The 20,492-nt window shown below is 64.8% G+C and carries 18 protein-coding genes and 2 pseudogenes; 12 read left to right on the top strand and 8 right to left on the bottom strand.

Annotation, left to right across the window (positions count from 1 at the left end):
- Positions 1-73: 73 nt before the first annotated feature.
- Complete coding sequence (locus W823_RS43780; RefSeq protein WP_031332405.1) at positions 74-751, bottom strand: SDR family oxidoreductase; 678 nt, start codon at positions 749-751, stop codon at positions 74-76.
- A gap of 88 nt (positions 752-839) precedes the next feature.
- On the opposite strand from W823_RS43780, the gene W823_RS43785 reads away from it, so the two are divergent.
- From W823_RS43785 to W823_RS43795, 3 genes are all read left to right on the top strand, one after another.
- Positions 840-2,180 (top strand): glycogen debranching protein, encoded by a 1,341-nt coding sequence (locus W823_RS43785; protein WP_030166637.1) that lies wholly within the window; start codon positions 840-842, stop codon positions 2,178-2,180.
- A gap of 21 nt (positions 2,181-2,201) precedes the next feature.
- Positions 2,202-3,104 (top strand): alpha/beta fold hydrolase, encoded by a 903-nt coding sequence (locus tag W823_RS43790; RefSeq protein ID WP_023958513.1) that lies wholly within the window; start codon positions 2,202-2,204, stop codon positions 3,102-3,104.
- A gap of 68 nt (positions 3,105-3,172) precedes the next feature.
- Positions 3,173-3,799 carry a TetR/AcrR family transcriptional regulator gene (locus W823_RS43795; RefSeq protein WP_038253236.1) on the top strand — a complete coding sequence of 209 codons (627 nt, stop codon included), beginning with the start codon at positions 3,173-3,175 and terminating at the stop codon, positions 3,797-3,799.
- Positions 3,800-3,892: 93 nt separating this feature from the next.
- Here the strand turns inward: W823_RS43795 and W823_RS43800 are convergent, their stop codons facing one another.
- A complete protein-coding gene (locus tag W823_RS43800; RefSeq protein ID WP_031332407.1) occupies positions 3,893-5,962 on the bottom strand; it encodes a PhoX family phosphatase in 2,070 nt (689 codons plus the stop codon).
- Positions 5,963-6,116: 154 nt separating this feature from the next.
- Here W823_RS43800 and W823_RS43805 point away from each other — a divergent pair, with 154 nt between their 5' ends.
- From W823_RS43805 to W823_RS43815, 3 genes are all read left to right on the top strand, one after another.
- On the top strand, positions 6,117-7,541 hold the full coding sequence (locus tag W823_RS43805) for an NAD(P)/FAD-dependent oxidoreductase (RefSeq protein ID WP_031332408.1): 1,425 nt from the start codon (positions 6,117-6,119) through the stop codon (positions 7,539-7,541).
- A gap of 15 nt (positions 7,542-7,556) precedes the next feature.
- Positions 7,557-8,351, top strand: a complete 795-nt coding sequence (locus tag W823_RS43810; protein WP_023958520.1) for an LLM class F420-dependent oxidoreductase — start codon at positions 7,557-7,559, stop codon at positions 8,349-8,351.
- 109 nt (positions 8,352-8,460) lie between these two features.
- Positions 8,461-9,978: a hypothetical protein gene (locus W823_RS43815; RefSeq protein WP_031332409.1), complete on the top strand. Its 1,518-nt coding sequence runs from the start codon at positions 8,461-8,463 to the stop codon at positions 9,976-9,978.
- A 362-nt stretch (positions 9,979-10,340) separates the two neighbouring features.
- Here W823_RS43815 and W823_RS43820 read toward each other — a convergent pair.
- The 5 genes and pseudogenes from W823_RS43820 to W823_RS43840 all read right to left on the bottom strand — a co-directional run bounded on the left by W823_RS43820 (position 10,341) and on the right by W823_RS43840 (position 14,832).
- A pseudogene (locus W823_RS43820) lies at positions 10,341-11,371 on the bottom strand (NAD(P)-dependent alcohol dehydrogenase).
- A 14-nt stretch (positions 11,372-11,385) separates the two neighbouring features.
- Entirely contained in the window at positions 11,386-12,777 is a 1,392-nt protein-coding gene (locus W823_RS43825) for an SRPBCC family protein (protein ID WP_023958526.1), read from the bottom strand.
- The gene (locus tag W823_RS43830) at positions 12,774-13,079 is read right to left on the bottom strand and encodes a hypothetical protein (protein ID WP_023958528.1); all 306 of its coding nucleotides are present in this window, start codon (positions 13,077-13,079) and stop codon (positions 12,774-12,776) included. Before W823_RS43830 ends, W823_RS43825 begins: the two co-directional genes overlap by 4 nt.
- A gap of 113 nt (positions 13,080-13,192) precedes the next feature.
- The gene (locus tag W823_RS43835; RefSeq protein WP_031332410.1) at positions 13,193-13,939 is read right to left on the bottom strand and encodes a ThuA domain-containing protein; all 747 of its coding nucleotides are present in this window, start codon (positions 13,937-13,939) and stop codon (positions 13,193-13,195) included.
- 74 nt (positions 13,940-14,013) lie between these two features.
- The gene (locus tag W823_RS43840) at positions 14,014-14,832 is read right to left on the bottom strand and encodes a TetR/AcrR family transcriptional regulator (protein ID WP_023958532.1); all 819 of its coding nucleotides are present in this window, start codon (positions 14,830-14,832) and stop codon (positions 14,014-14,016) included.
- A 100-nt stretch (positions 14,833-14,932) separates the two neighbouring features.
- Here W823_RS43840 and W823_RS43845 point away from each other — a divergent pair, with 100 nt between their 5' ends.
- From W823_RS43845 to W823_RS43870, 6 genes and pseudogenes are all read left to right on the top strand, one after another.
- Positions 14,933-15,592, top strand: a complete 660-nt coding sequence (locus W823_RS43845) for a TetR/AcrR family transcriptional regulator (RefSeq protein WP_051406521.1) — start codon at positions 14,933-14,935, stop codon at positions 15,590-15,592.
- A gap of 240 nt (positions 15,593-15,832) precedes the next feature.
- Positions 15,833-16,409 (top strand): annotated as a pseudogene (locus W823_RS56615) (histidine phosphatase family protein).
- A 43-nt stretch (positions 16,410-16,452) separates the two neighbouring features.
- Positions 16,453-16,917, top strand: a complete 465-nt coding sequence (locus W823_RS59280; RefSeq protein ID WP_255326179.1) for an SDR family NAD(P)-dependent oxidoreductase — start codon at positions 16,453-16,455, stop codon at positions 16,915-16,917.
- 11 nt (positions 16,918-16,928) lie between these two features.
- Positions 16,929-17,243 carry an SDR family oxidoreductase gene (locus W823_RS59285; protein ID WP_255326182.1) on the top strand — a complete coding sequence of 105 codons (315 nt, stop codon included), beginning with the start codon at positions 16,929-16,931 and terminating at the stop codon, positions 17,241-17,243.
- Complete coding sequence (lpdA, locus tag W823_RS43865) at positions 17,240-18,646, top strand: dihydrolipoyl dehydrogenase (protein ID WP_031332412.1); 1,407 nt, start codon at positions 17,240-17,242, stop codon at positions 18,644-18,646. The genes W823_RS59285 and lpdA overlap by 4 nt, the downstream gene beginning before the upstream one ends.
- A 33-nt stretch (positions 18,647-18,679) precedes the next feature.
- Entirely contained in the window at positions 18,680-19,462 is a 783-nt protein-coding gene (locus W823_RS43870; RefSeq protein WP_023958542.1) for a ThuA domain-containing protein, read from the top strand.
- Here W823_RS43870 and W823_RS43875 read toward each other — a convergent pair.
- Positions 19,459-20,349 carry an alpha/beta hydrolase gene (locus W823_RS43875; RefSeq protein WP_023958544.1) on the bottom strand — a complete coding sequence of 297 codons (891 nt, stop codon included), beginning with the start codon at positions 20,347-20,349 and terminating at the stop codon, positions 19,459-19,461. The two genes, W823_RS43870 and W823_RS43875, sit on opposite strands and share 4 nt — an antisense overlap.
- Positions 20,350-20,492 lie beyond the last annotated feature (143 nt).

The following is a 20,492-nucleotide window of genomic DNA, read 5'->3' on the forward strand; positions in this document are numbered from 1 at the left end:
CACCCTACGGTTCGAGAATCCGGCCGCGGGCCGTTGACACCGAACCCGGCTGCATCGTCTAGGTCAGACGTTTTCAGCGACGGCCCGTCGGTTTGAGCACCACCTCATGGGGATGGGCGTCGGCCGGCGTGTGGATGGCTGCCACCACCGCCGACGCCACCGTGTCGGGCAGCAAGAACTGGGTGGCGTCGTACTCGCCGCCCTCCATCGCCACCAACTCCTGCTGCATGTCGGTGTCGATGCGCCCGGGAAAGATCGACGTGACCCGCAACGATGGTTCCTCGGCCCGAACAACATCGGCCAGTGCGCGTAGGCCGAACTTGCTCGCGGCATAGACGCCCCACCCCGGATTGGCGTGTCGGCCGGCACCCGAGTTGATGAACACCACGTGCCCCCGCGCGGCACGGAGAGCGGGCAGCAGGAGGCGGGTCAGCTCGGCAGCGGCGATCAGGTTGACCTCGAGCACACGACGCCATTCGTCGGCCGGAGTGTCTTCGATCGAACCCCAGCTGATCACGCCGGCGTTGTGCACCAGGACGTCGAGTTCGCTGATCGCCTCGGTGGCGGCCGCGAGCTCGTCGGCATCGGTGAGTTCGACGGGCCAGGTGGTCGCCCCGTCGAGTTGCAATGCGATGTTGTCCAATTCGGTCGACGGTCGACCGCCGAGCAAGAGGTCGTGACTGGGCGCGAGCAGACGGGCGATGGAAGCGCCCAGACCACGGCTGGCCCCGGTGATCAACGCGGTTGGCATGATCGCCACCCTAGTCAGCACCCTGGGCTGCCAGAGGGTGTGGACAGCGAGATGGGCACGATCGCGCCCGTGGGGCCAGAATGTGACCGTGGGATACGTCGGCTTCACCAACACGCAACTGTCGGCGCGCGCGGCCTATCTGCTGCGTGGCAATGATCTGGGCACCATGACCAGTGCGGCGCCGCGTCTGTACCCGCACATGTGGAGCTGGGATGCGGCTTTCGTCACGGTCGGCCTCGCGCCGCTGAGTGTGGAACGAGCGGTGGTCGAGATGGACACCCTGCTCTCGGCGCAGTGGGGCAACGGCATGATCCCGCACATCGTCTTCGCGAACGGCCGCGACGGGTACTTCCCGGGTCCGGCGCGATGGGAGTGTTCACAGCTCGCGTTCAATGCACCGCGGGCGCCGCACACCTCGGGCATCACCCAGCCGCCCGTCCACGCCATTGCGGTGCAACGCATCCTCGACCACTCTCGCCGTCAGGGCCGCACCACACGCTCGGTCGCCGAGGAGTTCCTCGACCGCAGATGGGGCGACCTCGTCCGGTGGCACAGATGGCTTGCGCATGCCCGGGATCCGCAGGGCCGCGGTCGCATCACGCTGTACCACGGCTGGGAATCGGGGATGGACAACTCGCCCCGCTGGGATGCCGCCTACGAGAACGTGAAGCCGGGGGCCGATCTGCCGCCGTACACCCGTGCCGACCTTTCTCACGGCGCCGACGCCTCGATGCGCCCATCCGACGTCGAGTACGACCGCTATCTGTGGCTCGTCCACGAGATGAAGATGGCGAACTACGACGATGCGGTGCTGCCCGAGGTGATGAGCTTCGCCATCGAGGACGTCTTCGTCAGCGCGATCTTCGCGGTGGCGTGCGACGTGCTCGCGACGATCGGCGAGGACTATTCGAAACCTCGCTCGGATGTTCGTGACCTGCGGGCCTGGGCGGATCGATACCGTGCCGGCGTCGCGGCGGCGACCTCGGAACGCAACGGGGCCGCTCGCGACTTCGATCTGCGTGCGGGCCGCTGGATCAACACCGAGACCATCGCGATGTTTGCCCCGCTGTTGTGTGGTGGCCTGCCGCGCGATCGTGAGCGTGCACTGCTCAAGCTCTTCGAAGGTCCTCGCTTCTGCGGTCACCCCGACCTCAAGTACGCGGTGCCGCCGTCGACCTCACCGATCTCGGCGGACTTCAAATCGCGGGAGTATTGGCGCGGGCCCGTATGGCCGGTGATGACCTGGCTGTTCTCGTGGGCATTCGCCCGTCGCGGTTGGACGGAACGTTCGGCGCGGCTGCGTGAAGAAGGGCTGAGGCAGGCGCAAGACGGGTCGTTCGCCGAATATTATGAGCCGTTCACCGGAGAGCCGCTGGGTAGTATGCAGCAATCCTGGACCGCTGCAGCCGTTTTGGACTGGCTGGACTAGCCGACCTGGTTGGATCAGTACATGCAAAAGCCACCCGCCGGAGCCGAGTCGATCTCACTGACGTTGCCGACCGTGGATCTGCAGGCGTTCGCCTGGGGGCCGGCAGACGGCACACTGGCTCTGTGCCTACACGGGTTCCCTGACACCGCGTACACGTGGCGGCACCTCGGACCGCGGCTGGCCGAGCAGGGCTACCGGGTGATCGCTCCGTTCGGCAGGGGATACGCGCCCTCCGGGCTCGCCCGCGACGGCGATTACCACGTGGGCGCACTGATGTACGACGCCGTGGAGATCCACCGGTCCGTGGGCGCCGATGATCAGGCCGTGGTCGTCGGACACGACTGGGGTGCACTCACATCGAATGGGCTGGCGGCCTTCGAAGGCTCGCCGTTCCGCACCGTGGTGTCGATGGCGGTACCTCCGATCGGGGCCTTCACCCAGGTGCGTTCCGATCCCGCAGCGATGGCGAAATTGTATGCACGGCAGGCCTTTCTGAGCTGGTACACCATGTTCGTCCAGTTGCCGCGCCTGTCTGAGCGGACATTGGACAAGCTCATCCCGCTCCTCTGGCGGAGATGGTCACCGGGATTCGACGCCACCGAAGACCTGCGGTACGTCTTCGACTCGTTGCCCACCGCAGCGCATCGCACCGCGGTCTTGGCGTACTACCGGGCCACGCTGCGACCCACCCGGCCCGCCGAGCGATACCGATCGATGCAGAGGGCGATGACAGGCGAAGCCCGCACACCCACCCTCTACCTGCACGGTGCCGACGACGGATGTATGCAGGCCGGTTTCGCCGAACGGGCGGGTGCGGTGTTGCCTGCCGGCAGCGACGTCCGCGTTGTCGAGGCAGCCGGGCATTTCCTGCATCTCGAACAACCCGAGGTCGTCGGCGACTTGATCATCGAGTTCCTGGCGTGACGCGTTGACTGCAAAAACAGTCAGTTCGCCATTGTTCCGGCCGTGACCCGGATCTAAACTGCTCGGTGATGAGCACCTCAACCCGGAGGACGCGCGCAGAGAGTCGCGTGGACAAGTTCGGCGAACGGCAGCGAGAGCTTGCCCGGTCGGCGCTGGCCACTCTGGCGGAACGGGGCTATGCGAACACCAGTCTTCGCGACATCGCCAGCAACTCCGACTTCACCCACGGGGTGCTCCACTACTACTTCGCCGACAAGAACGAACTCATCATCTTCGGAGTCCGCGAGTACAAAGCCGAATGTGTCACCCGGTACGACGCGGCTATCGACGGCTCCGAAAACGTCGATGACCTCGCCAAACGATTCTCGGCCGCCATGGCGACGAGCCTGACGGACGAGGCTCCGATGCACCGTCTCTGGTACGACATGCGGGCCCAGAGCTACTTCGACGAGGTCTTCCGGCCCGCCGTCGGCGAGATCGAACAGGGTCTGGAAGCGATGATCTGGCGAATGGTCACACGCCATTCCGAGTTCACCGGTCGGCCCCCGGTGTTGAGTCCGCCGGTGGCCTACGCGATCTTCGACGGTCTGTTCCAGCAAGCACTCTTCCGGTGGTTCACCGGTGACGAGGGTTCCGCCGACGCGCTGGCCGCGCAGGTCGCCGCCATCGTCGCCGCGTTGACAGCCAAGCCCTGACCTCACCGGCAGATTCGCTCCACTCACGCGCGTTCGCGCCCGTTACAACGGGAGCAGACGTCGGTAAGCGGAGCGAATCCGGCAGGGAGCGGGTCAGACGCCGATCTGACCGCCCGACTTCCACACCGAGACCACCGACGGGCGAGGCTGCGAATCGCCGCCTTCGGGCCAGTTCGAGTAAGGCTTGTCGGCCGAGTACTCGTCCTCTTCGCCGGGGTGCTGGACGCACACGATGATCCGGTCTGTGTCGATGATCGGACCGCAGGTCTCGGCACCTCTCGGCACGGTGAGGAACTGCTTCGTCTCGCCGCGGTTGTCGCCCTCGAGTGCCACGGCGAACAGTCCGTCGTTGTTCTTCAGCGCGTTGCCATCGGTGGAGATCCACAGGTTCCCGTGCGGATCGAAGGCCACGTTGTCCGGGCACGAGATGGGGCTGACCTTGGTCTTGTCGAATCCGCCGTAGTAGGTGTCGGCGGCGGCCGGGTCACCACACACCAGCAACAGGTCCCAGGTGAACTCCGTACCGGCATGGTCGTCGGTGAACTCGATGACCTGTCCGTTCTTGTTCTCGTTCCGGGGATTGGCCTCGTCGACGCCGGCCTTGCCCGCCGTGCCGCGCTTGTCGTTGTTGGTCAGCGCGCAGTAGACCTTGCCGGTCTTGGGATGTGGCTCGATGTCTTCGGGACGGTCCATCTTGGTGGCACCGACCTTGTCGGCCGCCAGCCGGGTGAACACTGCCACCTCCTGGGCCGTCATGCCCTCGACCTTGGACTCGGCGCCGTCGTCGGTGACGGTGAGAAGCGGGAACCACTTGCCCGTTCCGGCAAACGATCCCGAGGAAGGGAGCTTGCCGCTGCCGTCGATCTGATCGGGCTGGTTGCCGGTCAGCTGGGCCACGTACAGGGTGCCGTTCGACAGGATGGTCATGTTGTGCTGCATGGCCGCCGCACCCACGCCTGGCTGAATCTTCCTGCTGGACACGAACTTGTAGATGTACTCGAAGCGCTCGTCGTCACCGGTGTAGGCGACCACGGTGCCGTCGTCGGTGACAAAGATGTTGGCGCCCTCGTGCTTGAGGCGACCCATCGAGGAATGCTTGACAGGAGTGGACTTGGGGTCGTGTGGATTGACCTCCACGACGTAGCCGAATCGGTTGGCCTCGTTGGGTTCTTTCGCCAGATCGAACCGGGTCTCGTACCTGCCCCACTGATGGAAGTCGTCTTCATCGTCGAAGCTGTACCGCTCGAGGCGGTCTTTCGCCGTGGAATCGGTGACGGTGGACGCGCCGGTGAAGTAACCGTTGAAGTTCTCTTCGCCGGAGATCATGGTTCCCCACGGCGTGAGACCACCGGAGCAGTTGCCGATGGTGCCGAGCACCGTGGTCCCCTGGGGATCGGCGTTGGTCTTCACGAACTCACTGCCGGCCGCCGGGCCGGTCAGGGTGAACGGACTCATCGCCGTGAGGCGTCGATTCCGTTCGCCGACAACGGGAGTCAACTTGCCCGACCCGTCTTCGCTCTTCACCTCGACAACGGTGATGCCGTGTGCAGCCATGGCGATCCGCGCTTGCTGCTCGGTCGGTTCCTTCGGCTTGTATCCCTTGAACATGAACTCTTCGCTGGTGTACTCCTGGTTGACCACCAGGTAGTAGTGCCCCGCCTGTCCCTCGATGGGGATCAGTCCGGCGAAGTCGTTGTTGAACCCGAACTGCTTTTCCTGCGCCTCAGGGGTCTGGTTGTCGAAATCGAACGCGGGTGCCCCGGGGACCACCGGGTCGCCCCACATGATCACCACGGCCTGCTCATACCCATCGGGGATGACCAGGGCGTCCTCGGTGTTCGGCGCGACGGGCACGAAGTTCATCCCGTTGCCGTCGCCGGTGCCGGTGACCTCCACCGCACTCGACGGTTGTGCCGTCGACTTGCTGTCATCACCGCATGCGGCGAGGGCCGAGGTGGCTCCCACCGCGACCACTGCAGCGGCCGAACCACGCAGTACCGAGCGACGTGAGACCGCGTTGCGGGCGATGTCCCGGAAGTACTCGTTGTCGCTGGTGTTGGGAGGTTCATGCCAGCATGCGTCGCCACATTTGTAGTGGCACGTCACGCGGGAGCGTTTCGAGGCGCCTGCGTGTTTATCAAAAATGGCAAGTGGAACTCTCACCGTGGTGACTCCCTGTGCTGACGAAAGTGATGGGCTGACGAGGTCGCGGGCTTCGACCAACTTGTCGAACGGTAGGCATCGCAGTGAAACCGGCGGGAACCTGAACATGAATCAGCGGTAAAGACTCGCGGTTACGCGATTAAGGTTGGTGTTTGTGAGGGCGGATGGTTACGACGCGGTGGTGGTCGGATCAGGACCCAACGGTTTGTCGGCAGCGGTCACACTCGCCAAAGCCGGTCACAAGGTCCTGGTGCTCGAATCTCATCCGACGATCGGTGGTGGAACCCGGACGAGCGAACTGACCGAACCCGGCTTCTGGCACGACATGTGCTCGGTGGTGCACCCGACCGGATTGGCCTCGCCGGCATTCAATTCGATGGATCTGGGCCGGTATGGGCTGGAATGGCTCGACCCCGAGGTACAGCTGTCGCAGGTGTTCGGTGACGGCACCGCTCTGCCGCTGTTCCGGGATCTCGCGCGTACCCAGGAGACGCTCGGCCGTGACGCTGCCGCGTGGGGCGCGACCCTCGGATTTGCGGCCAAACACTCGCAAGACCTGATCAGCGACTTCTTCGGCCCGTTCCGGATCCCGCGCCACCTGTTGGTGGCGGCCAGGTTCGGGCCGCAGGCGCTGCTGAGTGCAGACGCGTTCAACAAGATCATGTTCCGAGATCCACGCACCCGTACGTTGTTCGCGGCCATCGCAACTCACGTGGTCCGGCCCACCAGCGGGGTGGCCACGGCATCGTTCGGGTTGATACTCGGGATGCTTGCGCACGCGGGCGGGTGGCCGATCGCGCGAGGCGGGAGTCAGTCGATCGCCGATGCCCTCGCCGGCGCGCTCAAAGCTCACGGTGGCGAGATCCGAACCGATCATCCCGTGCGGAGTTTCGATGACATGCCCGACACCCGCCTGAAGTTCTTCGACATCGACCCGACCCAGTTCAGCAGGATCATGGGCGACCGTCTGCCGACCCGGTACCGTAGCCGCCTGGCCAAATACCGTTATGGCCCAGGGTCGTTCAAGATCGACTACGCATTGAGTGAACCGATCCCGTGGAACGACCCCTACACCGCGAAGTCGGCGACCTTTCACATCGCCTCGGACGACCAGCAGATCAGGCAGAACGAAGAGGACGTGAAGGCAGGACGCCATCCGGAGCGTCCCAATCTCATCGGCGGAACGCCGAGCGTGATCGACCCATCACGTGCTCCGGACGGCAAACACGTCGCCTGGGCGTATTGCCATGTGCCTCATGGCTCTGACGTCGACATGACCGAAGCGGTGGAAGCGCAGATCGAACGCTGCGCCCCAGGGTTCAAGGACGTGATCATCGCCAGGCACAGCATGACGGCCAAGCAGCTCTCGGTGTACAACCCGAACTACGTAGGCGGCGACATCAATTCGGGCGTGTCCGATTTGCGGCAATTGTTCACGCGGCCCGTGGCTGCGCGCGTGCCATACGCAACCCCCGTGGACGGTGTCTATCTGTGCGCGTCGTCGACCCCGCCCGGCGGCGGTGTCCACGGTATGTGTGGCATGCATGCCGCGCAGGCCGCGATCCGTCGGCACGGTTGATGCACACTGGAACTCATGAGCACACCAATTCAGATCGCAGTCCAGTTACAGCCACAGCACGCGGACGACTACAACAACATCCGTGACGCGGTTCGCCGCGCCGAAGACGCCGGTGTTGATGTCGCGTTCAACTGGGACCACTTCTACCCGCTCTACGGTGAGCCGGACGGCGCGCACTTCGAATGCTGGACGATGCTCGCGGCGTGGGCCGAGCAGACCTCACGCATTCAGCTCGGCGCGCTGGTCACCTGCAACAGCTACCGCAACCCGGATCTGCTGGCCGACATGTCCCGCACCGTCGACCACATCTCGGGTGGCCGGCTGATCCTCGGTATCGGCTCGGGCTGGTTCGAGCGCGACTACACCGAGTACGGGTACGACTTCGGGACCAAGGGAAGCCGTTTGGACGCCCTCGGCGAGGCACTGCCCCGGATCAAGAACCGGTTCGCGAAGCTCAACCCGGCGCCCGTTCGCGAGATCCCGATCCTGATCGGTGGCGGCGGCGAGAAGAAGACGCTCAAGTTCGTCGCCCAGCACGCTCATTATTGGCACTCGTTCGTCGACCTGGAGACCTACCGGCACAAGTCGCAGGTACTGGCCGATCACTGCGCAACAGTCGGTCGCGACCCCGGTGAGATCGCCCACTCGGCGGAGCTGTCGCAGGCAGGCGGTCTCGACGAAGCCGTGAAGCTCGCCGACAGTCTCGCCGACGAGGGCGTTTCCCTGTTCACGGTCGGTGTCAACGGCCCCGACTACGACATCTCGCTGGCCACCGAACTGTGCAAGTGGCGTGACCGCCGGAACGGATAGGTAGACGCGCACCTCCCCACATGCGCGATAATGGCTTCGATCGCACGCCGATCACAAGATCGCGACACGTGACGGATCCGAAGGCCGCAGGTGGGGAGGTGACTGCGCGATGACGTATTGGTCCTCGACGCAAGCCCGCCTGATGGCTGAGCCCGAGTTCATCTCGACCATCGGCAGGCTCATCCAATCGGTCGCGCCTCTCGGTGCCACCGGAGCGAAAGCCACATTCAGTTTTGCCGGTACCGCCACCCGCTACGCCCTGACGTACTTCGGGCCTGTGCCACCGACGCCCATTCCGATGCCGCTGCCTGCGCTCGAAGTGGCCAGAGACCTGAGGGTGGGGCGGTATCAATCCGGGGCGGATGCGTGCCTGCTGCTCGAGATCGTGCTGGGGCCCGGCGCCCCGGTTGTCCGGTTCGACCACGGTGAGCACGGGCCGATCGATCCGGCGCTCATCTTCGATGCCGATGCCTACCGCGACGATCTGCTGAGGTATCCGCGGGATGCCCCGCAGTGGTTGGTCGACTACGTCGGCGGCGTTCCCCTCGCACACCTGCTGTCGGGCTCCTACTTCCCGTTCCCATCCGCAGGGTCGGTGCCCGCCCGCGCCACCGATGCCGCTGCAGCGGTGACCATCACGCTGGACTTCATCCGCAACCACCGGATCGACCACGCGGGGCACAATCTGTACTCCCTGGCAGCGCAACGGATTCAGGCGGGCTGGCGGGTTTTCACCCAAACACCAGCCGACCCGGCGCGATCAGGCGGCCGCATGCGTCTGGTGTTTCTCGTAGCCGACGACGCGGTGGTCGAGATCCCCTCGCCTGCAATGACTCCTGAGTCCAACGAGATGGCGTTCACCCAGCGTGCGTTCGAACGGGCGCATGCCCGTTCGCAGGTGCCGTCGACTCCGGCTCCGGTGCAGCACGGCGGAGGAGTGGGCGTTGCGATTCGCGGCCAGGAGTCGACACAGGATGTTCCGGGCGCACGTGAGGCGCAGACGGCACGCGACAACATCTGGCGGGGCGTCGGACGGATGTATGAGCAGATACTCGCACCGCTACCCGACAACGAGGTGTTGTGGCCAGGCGGTACCAGGGGCTTTCGGGTGGTGGCGCGCGAACGGACCACCGTGGTGGCCACCGATGGTCTGTCGGCGCCGAGTCTTGTCGGTGCGCTGAACGGATCGATGGTCGGTGTGGGCGCGGAGTTCTTCGTCGAGTCCATCGACCCCGAGCTGCGTGCCGACGAAAGCGCGCGCGAACATTGGCTTTTCACGATCATCGCCGCGGTCGCGGCCCATGCCGCCTCTGGTGGGCAAGACTTCGTACGCACCATCACCGCTTCGGTCGACCCGGTGTATGTGGAGCTCGCCGGGGTACGAGCGCCCCGCGAGTGGGCGGTCGGCAGCACTGTGGGTGTACTGCTGAGCAACAAGGGCTGGGGCGCCCCGGGTGGTTTCGACACCCCACTCGGCCGCGTCGCCCTGGTCTCGGTGACGTTGTTGCGAGCGAGCGAGGCAGTCACCACCTCCGCGTGGCCGACGGCCGCAGGCGAGATCTTCCGTCAGCTCTCCGCCCGGCGGATCGGCCACTACTTCGATCCGCACCGCGAAGCGATCTACTGACCCGCCAACCGGGCCCTAATCTCCGCCGACCGGGCCGATAACCCCGTCGACCGGGCCGTTAAATCCGTTGACCGGGCCCTTATCCCCGCCCACCGGGCCCTTATACCCGCCGCCCGGGCCGTTAAACCCGTTGACCGGGCCGATATTCGATCCCACCGCTGAGCGTGACGACGCGATTCGCCAGTCATGCATCGGTGACGATCGACTACTTCATCGGATCGGTCGAACGGGCCGAAACAAGGGCACGTTCAATCGGGATAAAGGCACGTTCGGCGGATATAAGGGCACGTTCGGCGGATATAACGGCACGGTCGATCGAGATAAGGGCACGGTCGGCGGATGTTAGGGCACGGTCGGCGGAGCTAGCGGGTGGGAACCACCACGGCCCGACCCCGGACCTTGCCCGCGTGGAGTTGTTCATAGGCCGATGGCGCGTCGTCCATCGAGAACTCGGACACCGTCACGCTGATCGCACCGCGTCTGGCGAGTTCGATGACCTCCATCAGTTCGCTACGCGAGCCCCAGTTGACCACGCGCACAGACACATCGAACGGCAGGGTGAGGTACCCGGCTCCCACGGTGCCTGTGCCGACACCGATCAGGACGATCTCGCCGGCCACGGCCACCAACGATTGCGCCAGATCGGCGGTGCTCTGCGCACCGACGAAGTCGAAGACCGCATCGACGCCGCGACCACCGGTGAGCTCCCTGATGCGTTCTCCCGCATCGGAATCGGAGATGAAAGAGTGGTGCGCACCCAGTTCGAGGGCCTGATCGACCCGCGATCGATCGAGATCAACAGCGATGACAGTTGCCTGAGTCAGCGCACGGAGCAACTGAACACCCACGTGACCCAGACCGCCGACCCCGATCACCAGTGCGGTGGTGCCGGGGGACAGACGCGACAGCGAGGGCTTGATGGCGTGATACGGCGTGAGTCCGGCGTCGGTCAGTGAAACGCTCGCGACCGGGTCGAGATCACCCAACGGCACGAGATGCCTTGGACTGTCGACGATCATGTACTCGGCCATGGTGCCCGGTCGGTGGATTCCGGGTGCGCTGATCCCGTGAACGCAGTTGTTCTCACTGCCCTGCGCGCAGGAATGGCACATCCCGCAGCCCCACGGTCCGTACACCAGCACCGCTCGGCCGACCTCGATGCCGGTGGTGCCCGGGCCGAGTTCCTCGACGATGCCGGCGCCTCGTGCCCGAGGGTCAACGGCAGTGGTGCGAACACGTATTGGTCGGCAGGCGTCGACATGATGAACTCATCGGAGTGGCACGCACCCGATGCGGTCATCTTCAGCAGCACCTCGCCGGGCCCCGGCACCGGTTTGTCGACTGTGACGACCTCCGGACGCGCCCCGAACTCGCGGTACTGCAGCGCTTTCATGGTCGCGGACACGGTCAGTCGACGTCCTCGCCGATCCACTGCGAGAGCAGATGATGAATGTGGCGGATCTTCACCTCTTGGTACCGGGCCAATGGCAGGTACTTCGACTGTGCCGACTTCAGACCCTTGTGCACCTTGGGCATGTTGTAGGCATCCTGGTCGAACACCCGCGCAGAGCTACCCAGAACGGTCGCCTCGATCCACGACTGATCAGGCTCGAGCCATTGGGTTTTCGCCGGCTTGGGCCGCTCGCCTTTGAAGGGGCCGAGCAGGTAGACGTCCATGATCGACGTCTCGTGGTCGTCGCCGTTGGGCCGGAATCGGTAGACGATGCGCTGGTAGGCGCCCCACGGATGAAAGTTGGGGAACACGGTGTAGTAGATGCTGTCGAGCGACTCGGCATCGGACATGTTGTCTGCCTTGACATCTCCGATGATGTCGCGCAGGCCCTCGCGGGCCAGCATCCCGGACATCTCGCGGGCGGTCACGCCGTCGGGCAGTGTCACCATCGGGTCCTCGTCGATGCGGGCGTCGACCATCGAGTCGAACATCTCCTGCTCGGACGGGACGAACTTGATGTGCGGGCTGGGTACACCGTTCGCGGTGATGCCGCGGTTGAAGTTTCCCCAGCTGTCGTACTGACTGTTCGAGTCGCCGGTGCCCACCACTCGCTGCGGATGGGTGGTGATGACGTGGAATGCCTCGGAGAAGGCCTCCTGCGCGATCTTCCAGTTGGCCTGGATGACCTGGGCGACATGGGCCTGGATGTAGCGGTCCTCCAAAGGCCAGGCCTCGAAGTGCTTTCCGAGATCGCCGAGGAAGCTCGCGAGCGATTCAGACGCCGGGTCCATGTTGATGAAGACGAAACCACCCCAGGTGTCGACCTTGACCTGCGGCAGATCCATCTTGCCCTGGTCGACCTGAGGGAAGTCCCAGGCACAGGTCATGGATTTGAGCGACCCGTCGAAGTTCCAGGCGAATCCGTGGAAAGGACAACGGATCTCGTTACCTGCTGGCCCGTCCTCTTCGCGCAGCGTGCGGCCACGGTGCAGGCACGAGTTGTAGAACGCGCGGATGCTCATGTCCTTGCCCCGCACGATGAGGATCGACTTCTCGCAGATCTCGTAGACGAGGGTGTCGCCCGGTTCTGGGATCTCTTCCTCGCGGCATGCCATCTGCCAGACCTTGTACCACATGCGGTCGCGCTCGAGCTCGTGGTACTTGCGGCTGATGTAGCGGGAGACCGGCACGAAGTTCTGGTCTTCGTACTTCTCGTGCGACTCCTCGCGCAGGATGTCGGGCACCGGATGGGTGTCGGTGTCGAGCAGTCGCTGGTACGCGGTTCCGTTCTCGATGAAACCGTCGTCGGCTGCCGACTGCCCGGTGGGGCGCGCTTCGGTGGTCACAGTTTGCCTCCTTGTTCCAGGCTGACGGCGAGAGCATCCTGTGCTGCTTTGTCGGCCTGCATCTTCTCGAGCAGCTTGGCTGCGCCCATGAAACGCCGGTTCTGGGTGATCGGCACCGGTTCGCGCGGTCCGAGACCCACCCACCGGGCCAGTTCGGGATCTACAGCCTTCACCTCACCGTGCAGGTACCGACCCTCGGGGTCGAACGTGCCGGTCTTGCCGTCTTTGGTGGTGACCCGGACGTTGAAATCCTCATCGAATTCATAGATCGCCCGGCTCATCGGATGCTTGATCTGACGCATCGCGTGCTCCCTCTTCTGAGACTCGCTGCCTTACTTGGTACCGAATGCACTAACTGTAGCAGCGAAGAGTGATCGCGAGCACAGATTTCTTTAGGTTGTCACCAAAAAGTAGGTCAGCGGCGACGGCCCACCCATTCGAGTGCACCCGACACCAGGGCTCGGTAGTTGGCGTCGCGCAACGTGGGGGCCTTGTCGCCGGGTTGCAGGTAGACCAGCCGGCTTCGTCCATTGGTCTTCGTCCACCCGACCAGGGAGGAGCCCTCGCGATGTCGCCAGCCCTCGCGGTGGTCGCGGCGGCCCGCCATGGCCAGCGACGTCGACCAGTGGACGGCGTCGGTCATCTCGGCATCGGTGCGCAGCAGTGGCTCGACGTCGTCTTCGAAGACCTCGCACAGGTACGTCTCGTCGGTCAGCCCGAACTCTGCGGGCACCCGCGAGACCACCGGGTGAGCCGCGTCGACCACCGAGATCGTCTCTGGCACTGCGTGTCGATAGCCCGAATCGGGGCAGGTGACGCCACGGACCACGCCTGGCTGATAGAGGTAGCGACCCCCGACGAACTCTGCCCACTCATCCCAGCGCGCCCAGGATGCGAGCGCGTGGTGGAGCACCACGTACCCGTGGCCCGTGTCGGGCGCTGATCGGACGGCCTCACGGATCGATTCTGGGGGATCGGTCGGCTCCGGAAGGGTCCCGGGCATGTCGTAGTGGAGTGATGCGTCGAACTCGGCGAGTTCCGCAGCGGAGATGTCTGCGTCCGGATGCTCACGCCACGTGATGTCCGCAGGCAGGGAGTCGAGGAACTCCGCGAAGGCCTCCCGGTCGAAGGAATGCCCACCCGTGACAGCCAGAACTCGCATCGAAACGCTCCACTTCATCGAACTCAACTGGTATTGCTGTCAAGTTACTCGACGGAGTGGCATGGAGGGGTGGGTCAGCGACCTTCGATCATCCTCGAGCAGACCTCGGTGGTCGCAGTCCGTAGCCGGGGGGCGGGGATGTCGGCGAGCGGCCCACCCTCGATACGGAGTGGCTGGATGGCGATGGTCATCGCGATCATCGTGCGCACCCGAAGTGAGCGGGCTGCGTGTTGTGCCGCGGCGGCCCGCTTGTTGGGAGGCACATCGGTCACCGGGAAGTAGTCGAATGCGCGGCGGATGTGCCGTTCCTCGTACTCCTTGGTGAGCAGGCGTGTTCCGGGAGTCGCGCCGCCCGCCATCTGCAGGAACAGCATGCGTGCCGAGTTCGGGTGCTCCGCGGTCCAGTCCCACACGGCCGAGACGACCTCTTTGAACGAGTCGGCATCTGCAGAGACGTCATCGGGTCGGGCCGAGTACGCCGCCTTGGAGCTGGCGTCCATCGCGTATCCCAGAGCGCTCTCGAACAGCTCTTCCTTGCTGGCGAAGTGGTAGTAGACGGCGGTGGGGACCATGCCGGCTTCCTCGGCGATCTCCTGGATGGAGGCCTCGGCAAAGCCTTTCTTCGAAAACACCCTGACCGCCGCTTTCACGATCAGGTGGCGCCGTGACGGCCGGTGCGCCGTGCCTTTTGCCGGTGCGGTCTTCTTCACGGGCTCATCGGGGTCGGAGTCGTCTGCCGGTTCGGGTGTCGGCGACCCGAGGCCACCGCCCGGTTGGTCATCCGCCGCAGGCAGCGAGTCCCAGCCCAGCCAGTTCTCGTCGGTGTCCAGCGTCCGGCTGTCGGTGGTGCGTTCACCGTTCGATGCCGGTGTGGTTGTCTTCCGCCGTGCCACAGTCGTTCCTCCTCGCCCCGGATGACTGCATTGCCCCTTGAGTTACCACATCAGGATGTCACAGCCTCGAGAACTTGTTCCGCCTGTCATCATCTAGTGCATGACAAGCAAGGGTGGGGAGCCAGGGAGGTCCGGCGCTGGTACGTCTGCTGCCGCGACCCCGGTGGGCAAGGGGACCAAAAGAGCAGCACACAGGCCCTCGCGGCGCGAAGTGGTGGTCGAAGCGGCGATGCACCTGTACTCCGTCCGGTCGATCGAGGACGTCACCGTCGCCGACATCGCTGCCGAAGCGCACATGACGTCGGCCGCGGTCTACTACCACTACCCGTCCAAAGACGAGGTGCTGCTCGGTGGCCTGCGCCTTTTCGCAGAGCAACTGCTCGATGAGCTGCGGGGCACAGTGGCCGAGGATCCAGACGCACCGCTGGGCGACATCATCGTGCGATTGCTGGAATGGACCGACAGCCAGCGGTCTGCGTCGCTGGTCTACTTCGTCCGGTCGCCCGGCTGGAGTCTGTCGATCGAGGCACTACGCCGAGAGGTGCGCCTCGAGATGCTCGCGGTGTTCTCGGCCGAGCTGCGGACGCGAAATCGTGTCGCGTCGAAGGCGAAGCAGGCTGCCGCCGCAACCGCGCTGTCGAGTCTGCTGGAGGTCTCAGCCGCGTCATGGCTCACCGAAGACGCTGTGCTGGCCAACCTCGGCCGCCGAAAGTTCTCCGACGAGGTCCGAGAGTTGGCGGCGGACATCTGCAGCGTGTGATGCACATCGCTGGTCTCCGACCGCACTTTTGACGCTCGCTCAGGGCATCTAGCTGGCAATTCGAAAACGTATCTTTAGACCGACGACAGTTTGTGGTTCACTGGCAGAGTGCTCAGTCAGCCGCGTGCCCGCTCCATAGACCTCGACAATCCGTTCGCGCCTCTGGACGGCTTGTGCGAGCTCGTGTTGGTGCGTCACGGTGAGCAGCAGCTCACCAAGGAGTTGAGCGCCGGGGAGATCGTGGACCCGCCGCTGTCGGAGACCGGTGAACGCCAGGTGCAGGCGGTTGCCGACCGCCTGGCAGCCACCCGGGTCGACGCCGTGTACAGCTCGCCGTTGCAACGGGCGCTGCGTACCGGCACCGAGATCGGTGCCCGGCACGGTTTGACCCCCGAGGTGCGCGACACCCTCACCGAGTTCGAACCGTGGCAGAACTTCCCCGCAGACCAGTCGCCGTTCGAGGTGCTGCCTCACGAAGAGATCTCGACCATCTTCCGCGAACACATCCGCACCAGACGGTACGAGGCGTTTTCCGTACGCCGAGGACGGGGCCGCATTCCGGGCACGTGTGCTCGGCGAGCTGTCGCGCATCATCGACGCGCATCCCGGTCAACGGGTGGTCGTCACCGCTCACGGCGGCGTCATCAACGCCGCGCTCGCCGACGCACTGGGCAGTGGATTCGACATGCCGGTGCGGGTGCACCACACATCCATCTCGGTTCTGCGGGGGGCGGACACGCGCCGCGCGGTGCAGTCCATCAACGACTTCTCCCACGTGCTGTCGTTCCAGACACACGTGGGAGCAATGAATCTCTGACCTTCCAGGGGGCCACCCGCCTCCGCCATCACAAGGAGTACCAATGGATCTCGATCTCAAAGGCAAGCGCGCAATCGTCAGTGGTGCGAGCCGCGGCATCGGCCTGGCCATCACCCGGACCCTGTTGAACGAGGGTGCCTCCGTCGGAATCTGTGCGCGCGGTCAGGAACACCTCGATGAGGTCGCCGCCGAATTGTCCGAGTACGGAACGGTTTTTCACAAGGCGGTCGACGTCGGCGACAGTGAGTCGGTCAAGTCGTTTGTCGATGCATCCGCAGAAGCCCTCGGCGGAATCGACATCGTGATCGTCAACGCATCTGCCGCCACCGGCAAGGGCCCGCAGGCGTGGGTGAACAGCTTCAACGTGGATCTGATGAGCTTGGTCAACTTCATCGAATCGACCTCCGGTCATCTCGAGAACAGCGAGGCGGCCGCCGTGGTCGCCATCGCGACCACCTCGCTCTCGAGGCCGGCCCGATCACCACGGCCAACAGTTACGGCGCCCTGAAAGCGGCCGCGTTGCAGCATGCTTCAGCACAGGCAAAAGCACTCGGCCCCAAGGGTATCCGCGTCAACTCGGTATCGCCGGGGCCGATCTTCTTCGAAGGCGGCGCCTGGGACACGATCAAGACCAGTCGTCCGGCTCTCTACGAGGGTGCGCTCGAGGCCGCGGCGATGGGCAAACTCGGTTCGGCCGAGGACGTGGCGAACGCGTGGTGTTCCTGGCATCCCCCGCTGCCGGTCACATCACCGGAACCAACCTGGTCGTCGACGGCGGATTCACGAACCGCTTCGACTTCTGATCGATATCTCGGCGAGTGGAAAACGACATGACCAGTAGCGTCAACAATGATCAGCCGGCCGACGTGGTCATCCTCGGCGGCGGATCCGGCGGCTATGCGTGCGCCCTGCGTGCGGCGCAGCTGGGCATGTCGGTGGTCCTCGTCGAAGCCGGAAAACTCGGCGGCACATGCCTTCACAACGGGTGCATCCCCACCAAGGCGTTGCTGCACGCGGCCGAGGTGGCCGACTCGGTGCGCGAAGCCCACGGCTTCGGCATCAAGGCCACCCTCGACGGCATCGACATGAGTGCCGTCAACAGCTACAAGAACGACGTCATCGCCGGCCTCTATCGCGGGCTCCAGGGCTTGGTGGCCTCGCGCGGTATCGAGGTTGTCGCCGGCTACGGCCGAGTGGTCGCCGACCGCACGGTCGAAGTCGAACTCGCCGCGGGTGGGCGTGCCCGATACCGCGGAGAGGCGCTGGTGCTCGCGACAGGTTCACAGGCCAGGAGCCTCCCCGGACTCGAGCTCGGAGGGCCTGTGATGACCAGTGACCGGGCACTCGAACTCGACACCGTTCCCGATCGGGTGGTGGTTCTCGGTGGTGGTGTCATCGGATGCGAATTCGCCAGTGTCTGGGCATCTCTGGGCACCGAGGTGACCATCGTGGAAGCTGCTCCGCGCCTGTTGCCCACCGAGGACGAGTGGAGCTCGAAGCAGGTCGAGCGCGCATTTCGCAAACGAGGCATCAAGAGCCTGACGGGTACCGCTTTTGCATCCGTGGCCACGGACGCCGACGGCGGCGTCGACGTCGGGTTGGCCGACGGCAGGCACGTCAGCGCGGATCTGCTGCTGGTGTCGGTGGGACGGGGTCCACGGACTGCCGGGCTGGGGTTCGAAGAGGCCGGCGTCGAAGTCGACCGCGGGTGGGTGATCACCGACGAGTTGTTGCAGACCGGCGTGCCAGGTGTGTTCGCGGTGGGGGACATCGTGCCCGGGCCGCAACTGGCGCATCGTGGCTTTGCCCAGGGCATCCTGGTGGCCGAGCAACTCGCCGGACTGGACGCGATGCCCATCGCGGACAAGGGAATTCCCCGGGTGACGTATTCGAACCCGGAAGTGGCATCGGTGGGCCTGACAGAGTCGGAGGCGGCCGAGAAGTACGGCGACGTCTCCACGGCCGTCTACGATCTCGGTGGCAACGGCAAGAGCCGCATCCTGCGCACGACAGGCGGGATCAAGCTCGTGCGTGCCGGCGAGAACGGACCGGTTGTCGGTATCCACATGGTTGGTGCCCGCGTCGGTGAGCTCATCGGTGAAGCACAACTCATCTACAACTGGGAAGCGACTGCCGGCGATGTCGCCCAGTTGATCCACGCCCATCCCACACAGGCTGAAGCGCTCGGTGAGGCGCATCTCGCGTTGGCGGGCAAGGCACTGCACGCACACGGCTGAACGCGGTACCGGTTCACGCGGAGAGAGGAACACATGTCTGGACCCTCGGGCCGTACCGACGCGGTACTGGTGTGTGGTGGCCAATGGCACGACTTCGACTACGCTCGGCTGCAACTGCTCTCGGCCTTGGCGGACTACGAGCACGTGCGTACCCGCGTCTTCGAGAACTACGACTGTCTCGAAGCGATCGACTCGGCGGACATGCTGATCACCTATACGTGCAACGTGGTCCCCGACGCCGGCCAGCAACAAGCACTGATCGACTTCGTCGGACGTGGCGGTAGATGGCTCGCCCTGCACGGGACCAACTCGGCGATCGAGCCGACGGCGCCGGGAAGCCCGAGCAAGTACGTGACCCCCAGGTCGATGGGTGAGCTGCCGGCTGTGATCGGAAGTCAGTTCCTCGGACACCCGCCGATTGCACCGTACCTCGTCGAGATCACCGATCCGGGCCATCCGTTCGTGGCCGACGTGGAACCGTTCGAGGTGACCGACGAGTTGTACATCAGCGAACTGCACCCGCCCATTCAGGTGCTCGCGCACACCCGGTTCGTCGGCGCATCAACAGGTTTCGAGGAGGGGCATACCAGTGTGGACGAGCCCCGGCCCGTCTTGTACCTCAAGGACCACGGCGATGGAACGGTCTGCTACTTCACTCTCGGTCACTGCCGGGGACGATTCGACGTGCAGGACCTGGGCATCGACGACCTCGGCAAGGTGGACCGGGGCAGCTGGGTGGTTCCCCAATTCGACACCATCCTGGCGCGGTGCCTCGAATGGGCCATCACCGGACTGATCAGCCCGGGACCCGCTTAGGCTGCGAAAGCCCTTCTCAGAGCATCACATTGCGATCCGAAGTACGTCCTGGACACCTCTGCCCCTCGCGCCACCAGATCGAACCCGTGGAAGGCGCCCGGTACGGTGACGAACTCACACGGCACGCCGGCCTCTTCGAGGCGCTCGGCATACCTCTTGTCCTCGTCGAAGAACAGATCGAGTGTGCCGACCCCGATCCATGCCGGCGCGACGCCGCTGAGGTTCTCGCGACGTGCCGGCACCGCCGTCGCCGGATCGGCGTCGCCGAGATAGCTCTGCCAGCCGAAGCGATTGCTCCGCGCGTCCCACAGCCGATGATGTCGATCAGGTGTCTCCGACCGGTCGTCGAGCATCGGATACGACAGGAGCTGTAGCACCGGGTTGATCTCGCCGCGGTCGGCAGCACGCAACGCCAGTGCCGCCGCCAGCCCACCTCCTGCGCTTGCACCACCGATTGCGATGTTGGCAGGGTCGATGTCCGGCCGAGTGGCCATCCATTGCAGGGTGGCGTCGCAGTCGTCGAGTGCGGCCGGGTACGGATTGTCCGGAGCCAGCCGATAGTCCACGGAAACCACTGTCGCGGCGAGCTTCTCGGCGAAGGCACGGCAGAGGCCGTCGTCCTGCGCGGCTGCACCGATGACGTATCCGCCACCGTGTATCCACAGAAGTGCAGGCGATGGCGCGGTGGCACCCGGATGCCTGAACACCCGCGCAGAGGCGCCTGTCTCGAGCTGGTGAACCTTCACATCTCCGCCCGAGGGGAGGATGGTCCTCAATTTCCGCATGATCGGCAGGGTCCGACGGCTCACCAGTCGAGGCGGCAACAGCATCGATGCCAAGCGCAGGTCGGGATGGAACTCGGCGCGGTTTCGGATGCGGCCGATCATCGGTGGCCGAGAGGCGCCGTGGGTGTGTCCATGATGAGCAATCGTAGGTGACACCGCAGGGGTGGCGCGGGTCTATCGGACAGTGGACCCACCGGCCGATGTGCGGCTCGACCGGTGGGTTCATGTCTCTCCTCCGTGGTCGG

Source organism: Williamsia sp. D3, assembly GCF_000506245.1.
Classification (GTDB): Bacteria; Actinomycetota; Actinomycetes; order Mycobacteriales; family Mycobacteriaceae; genus Williamsia; species Williamsia muralis.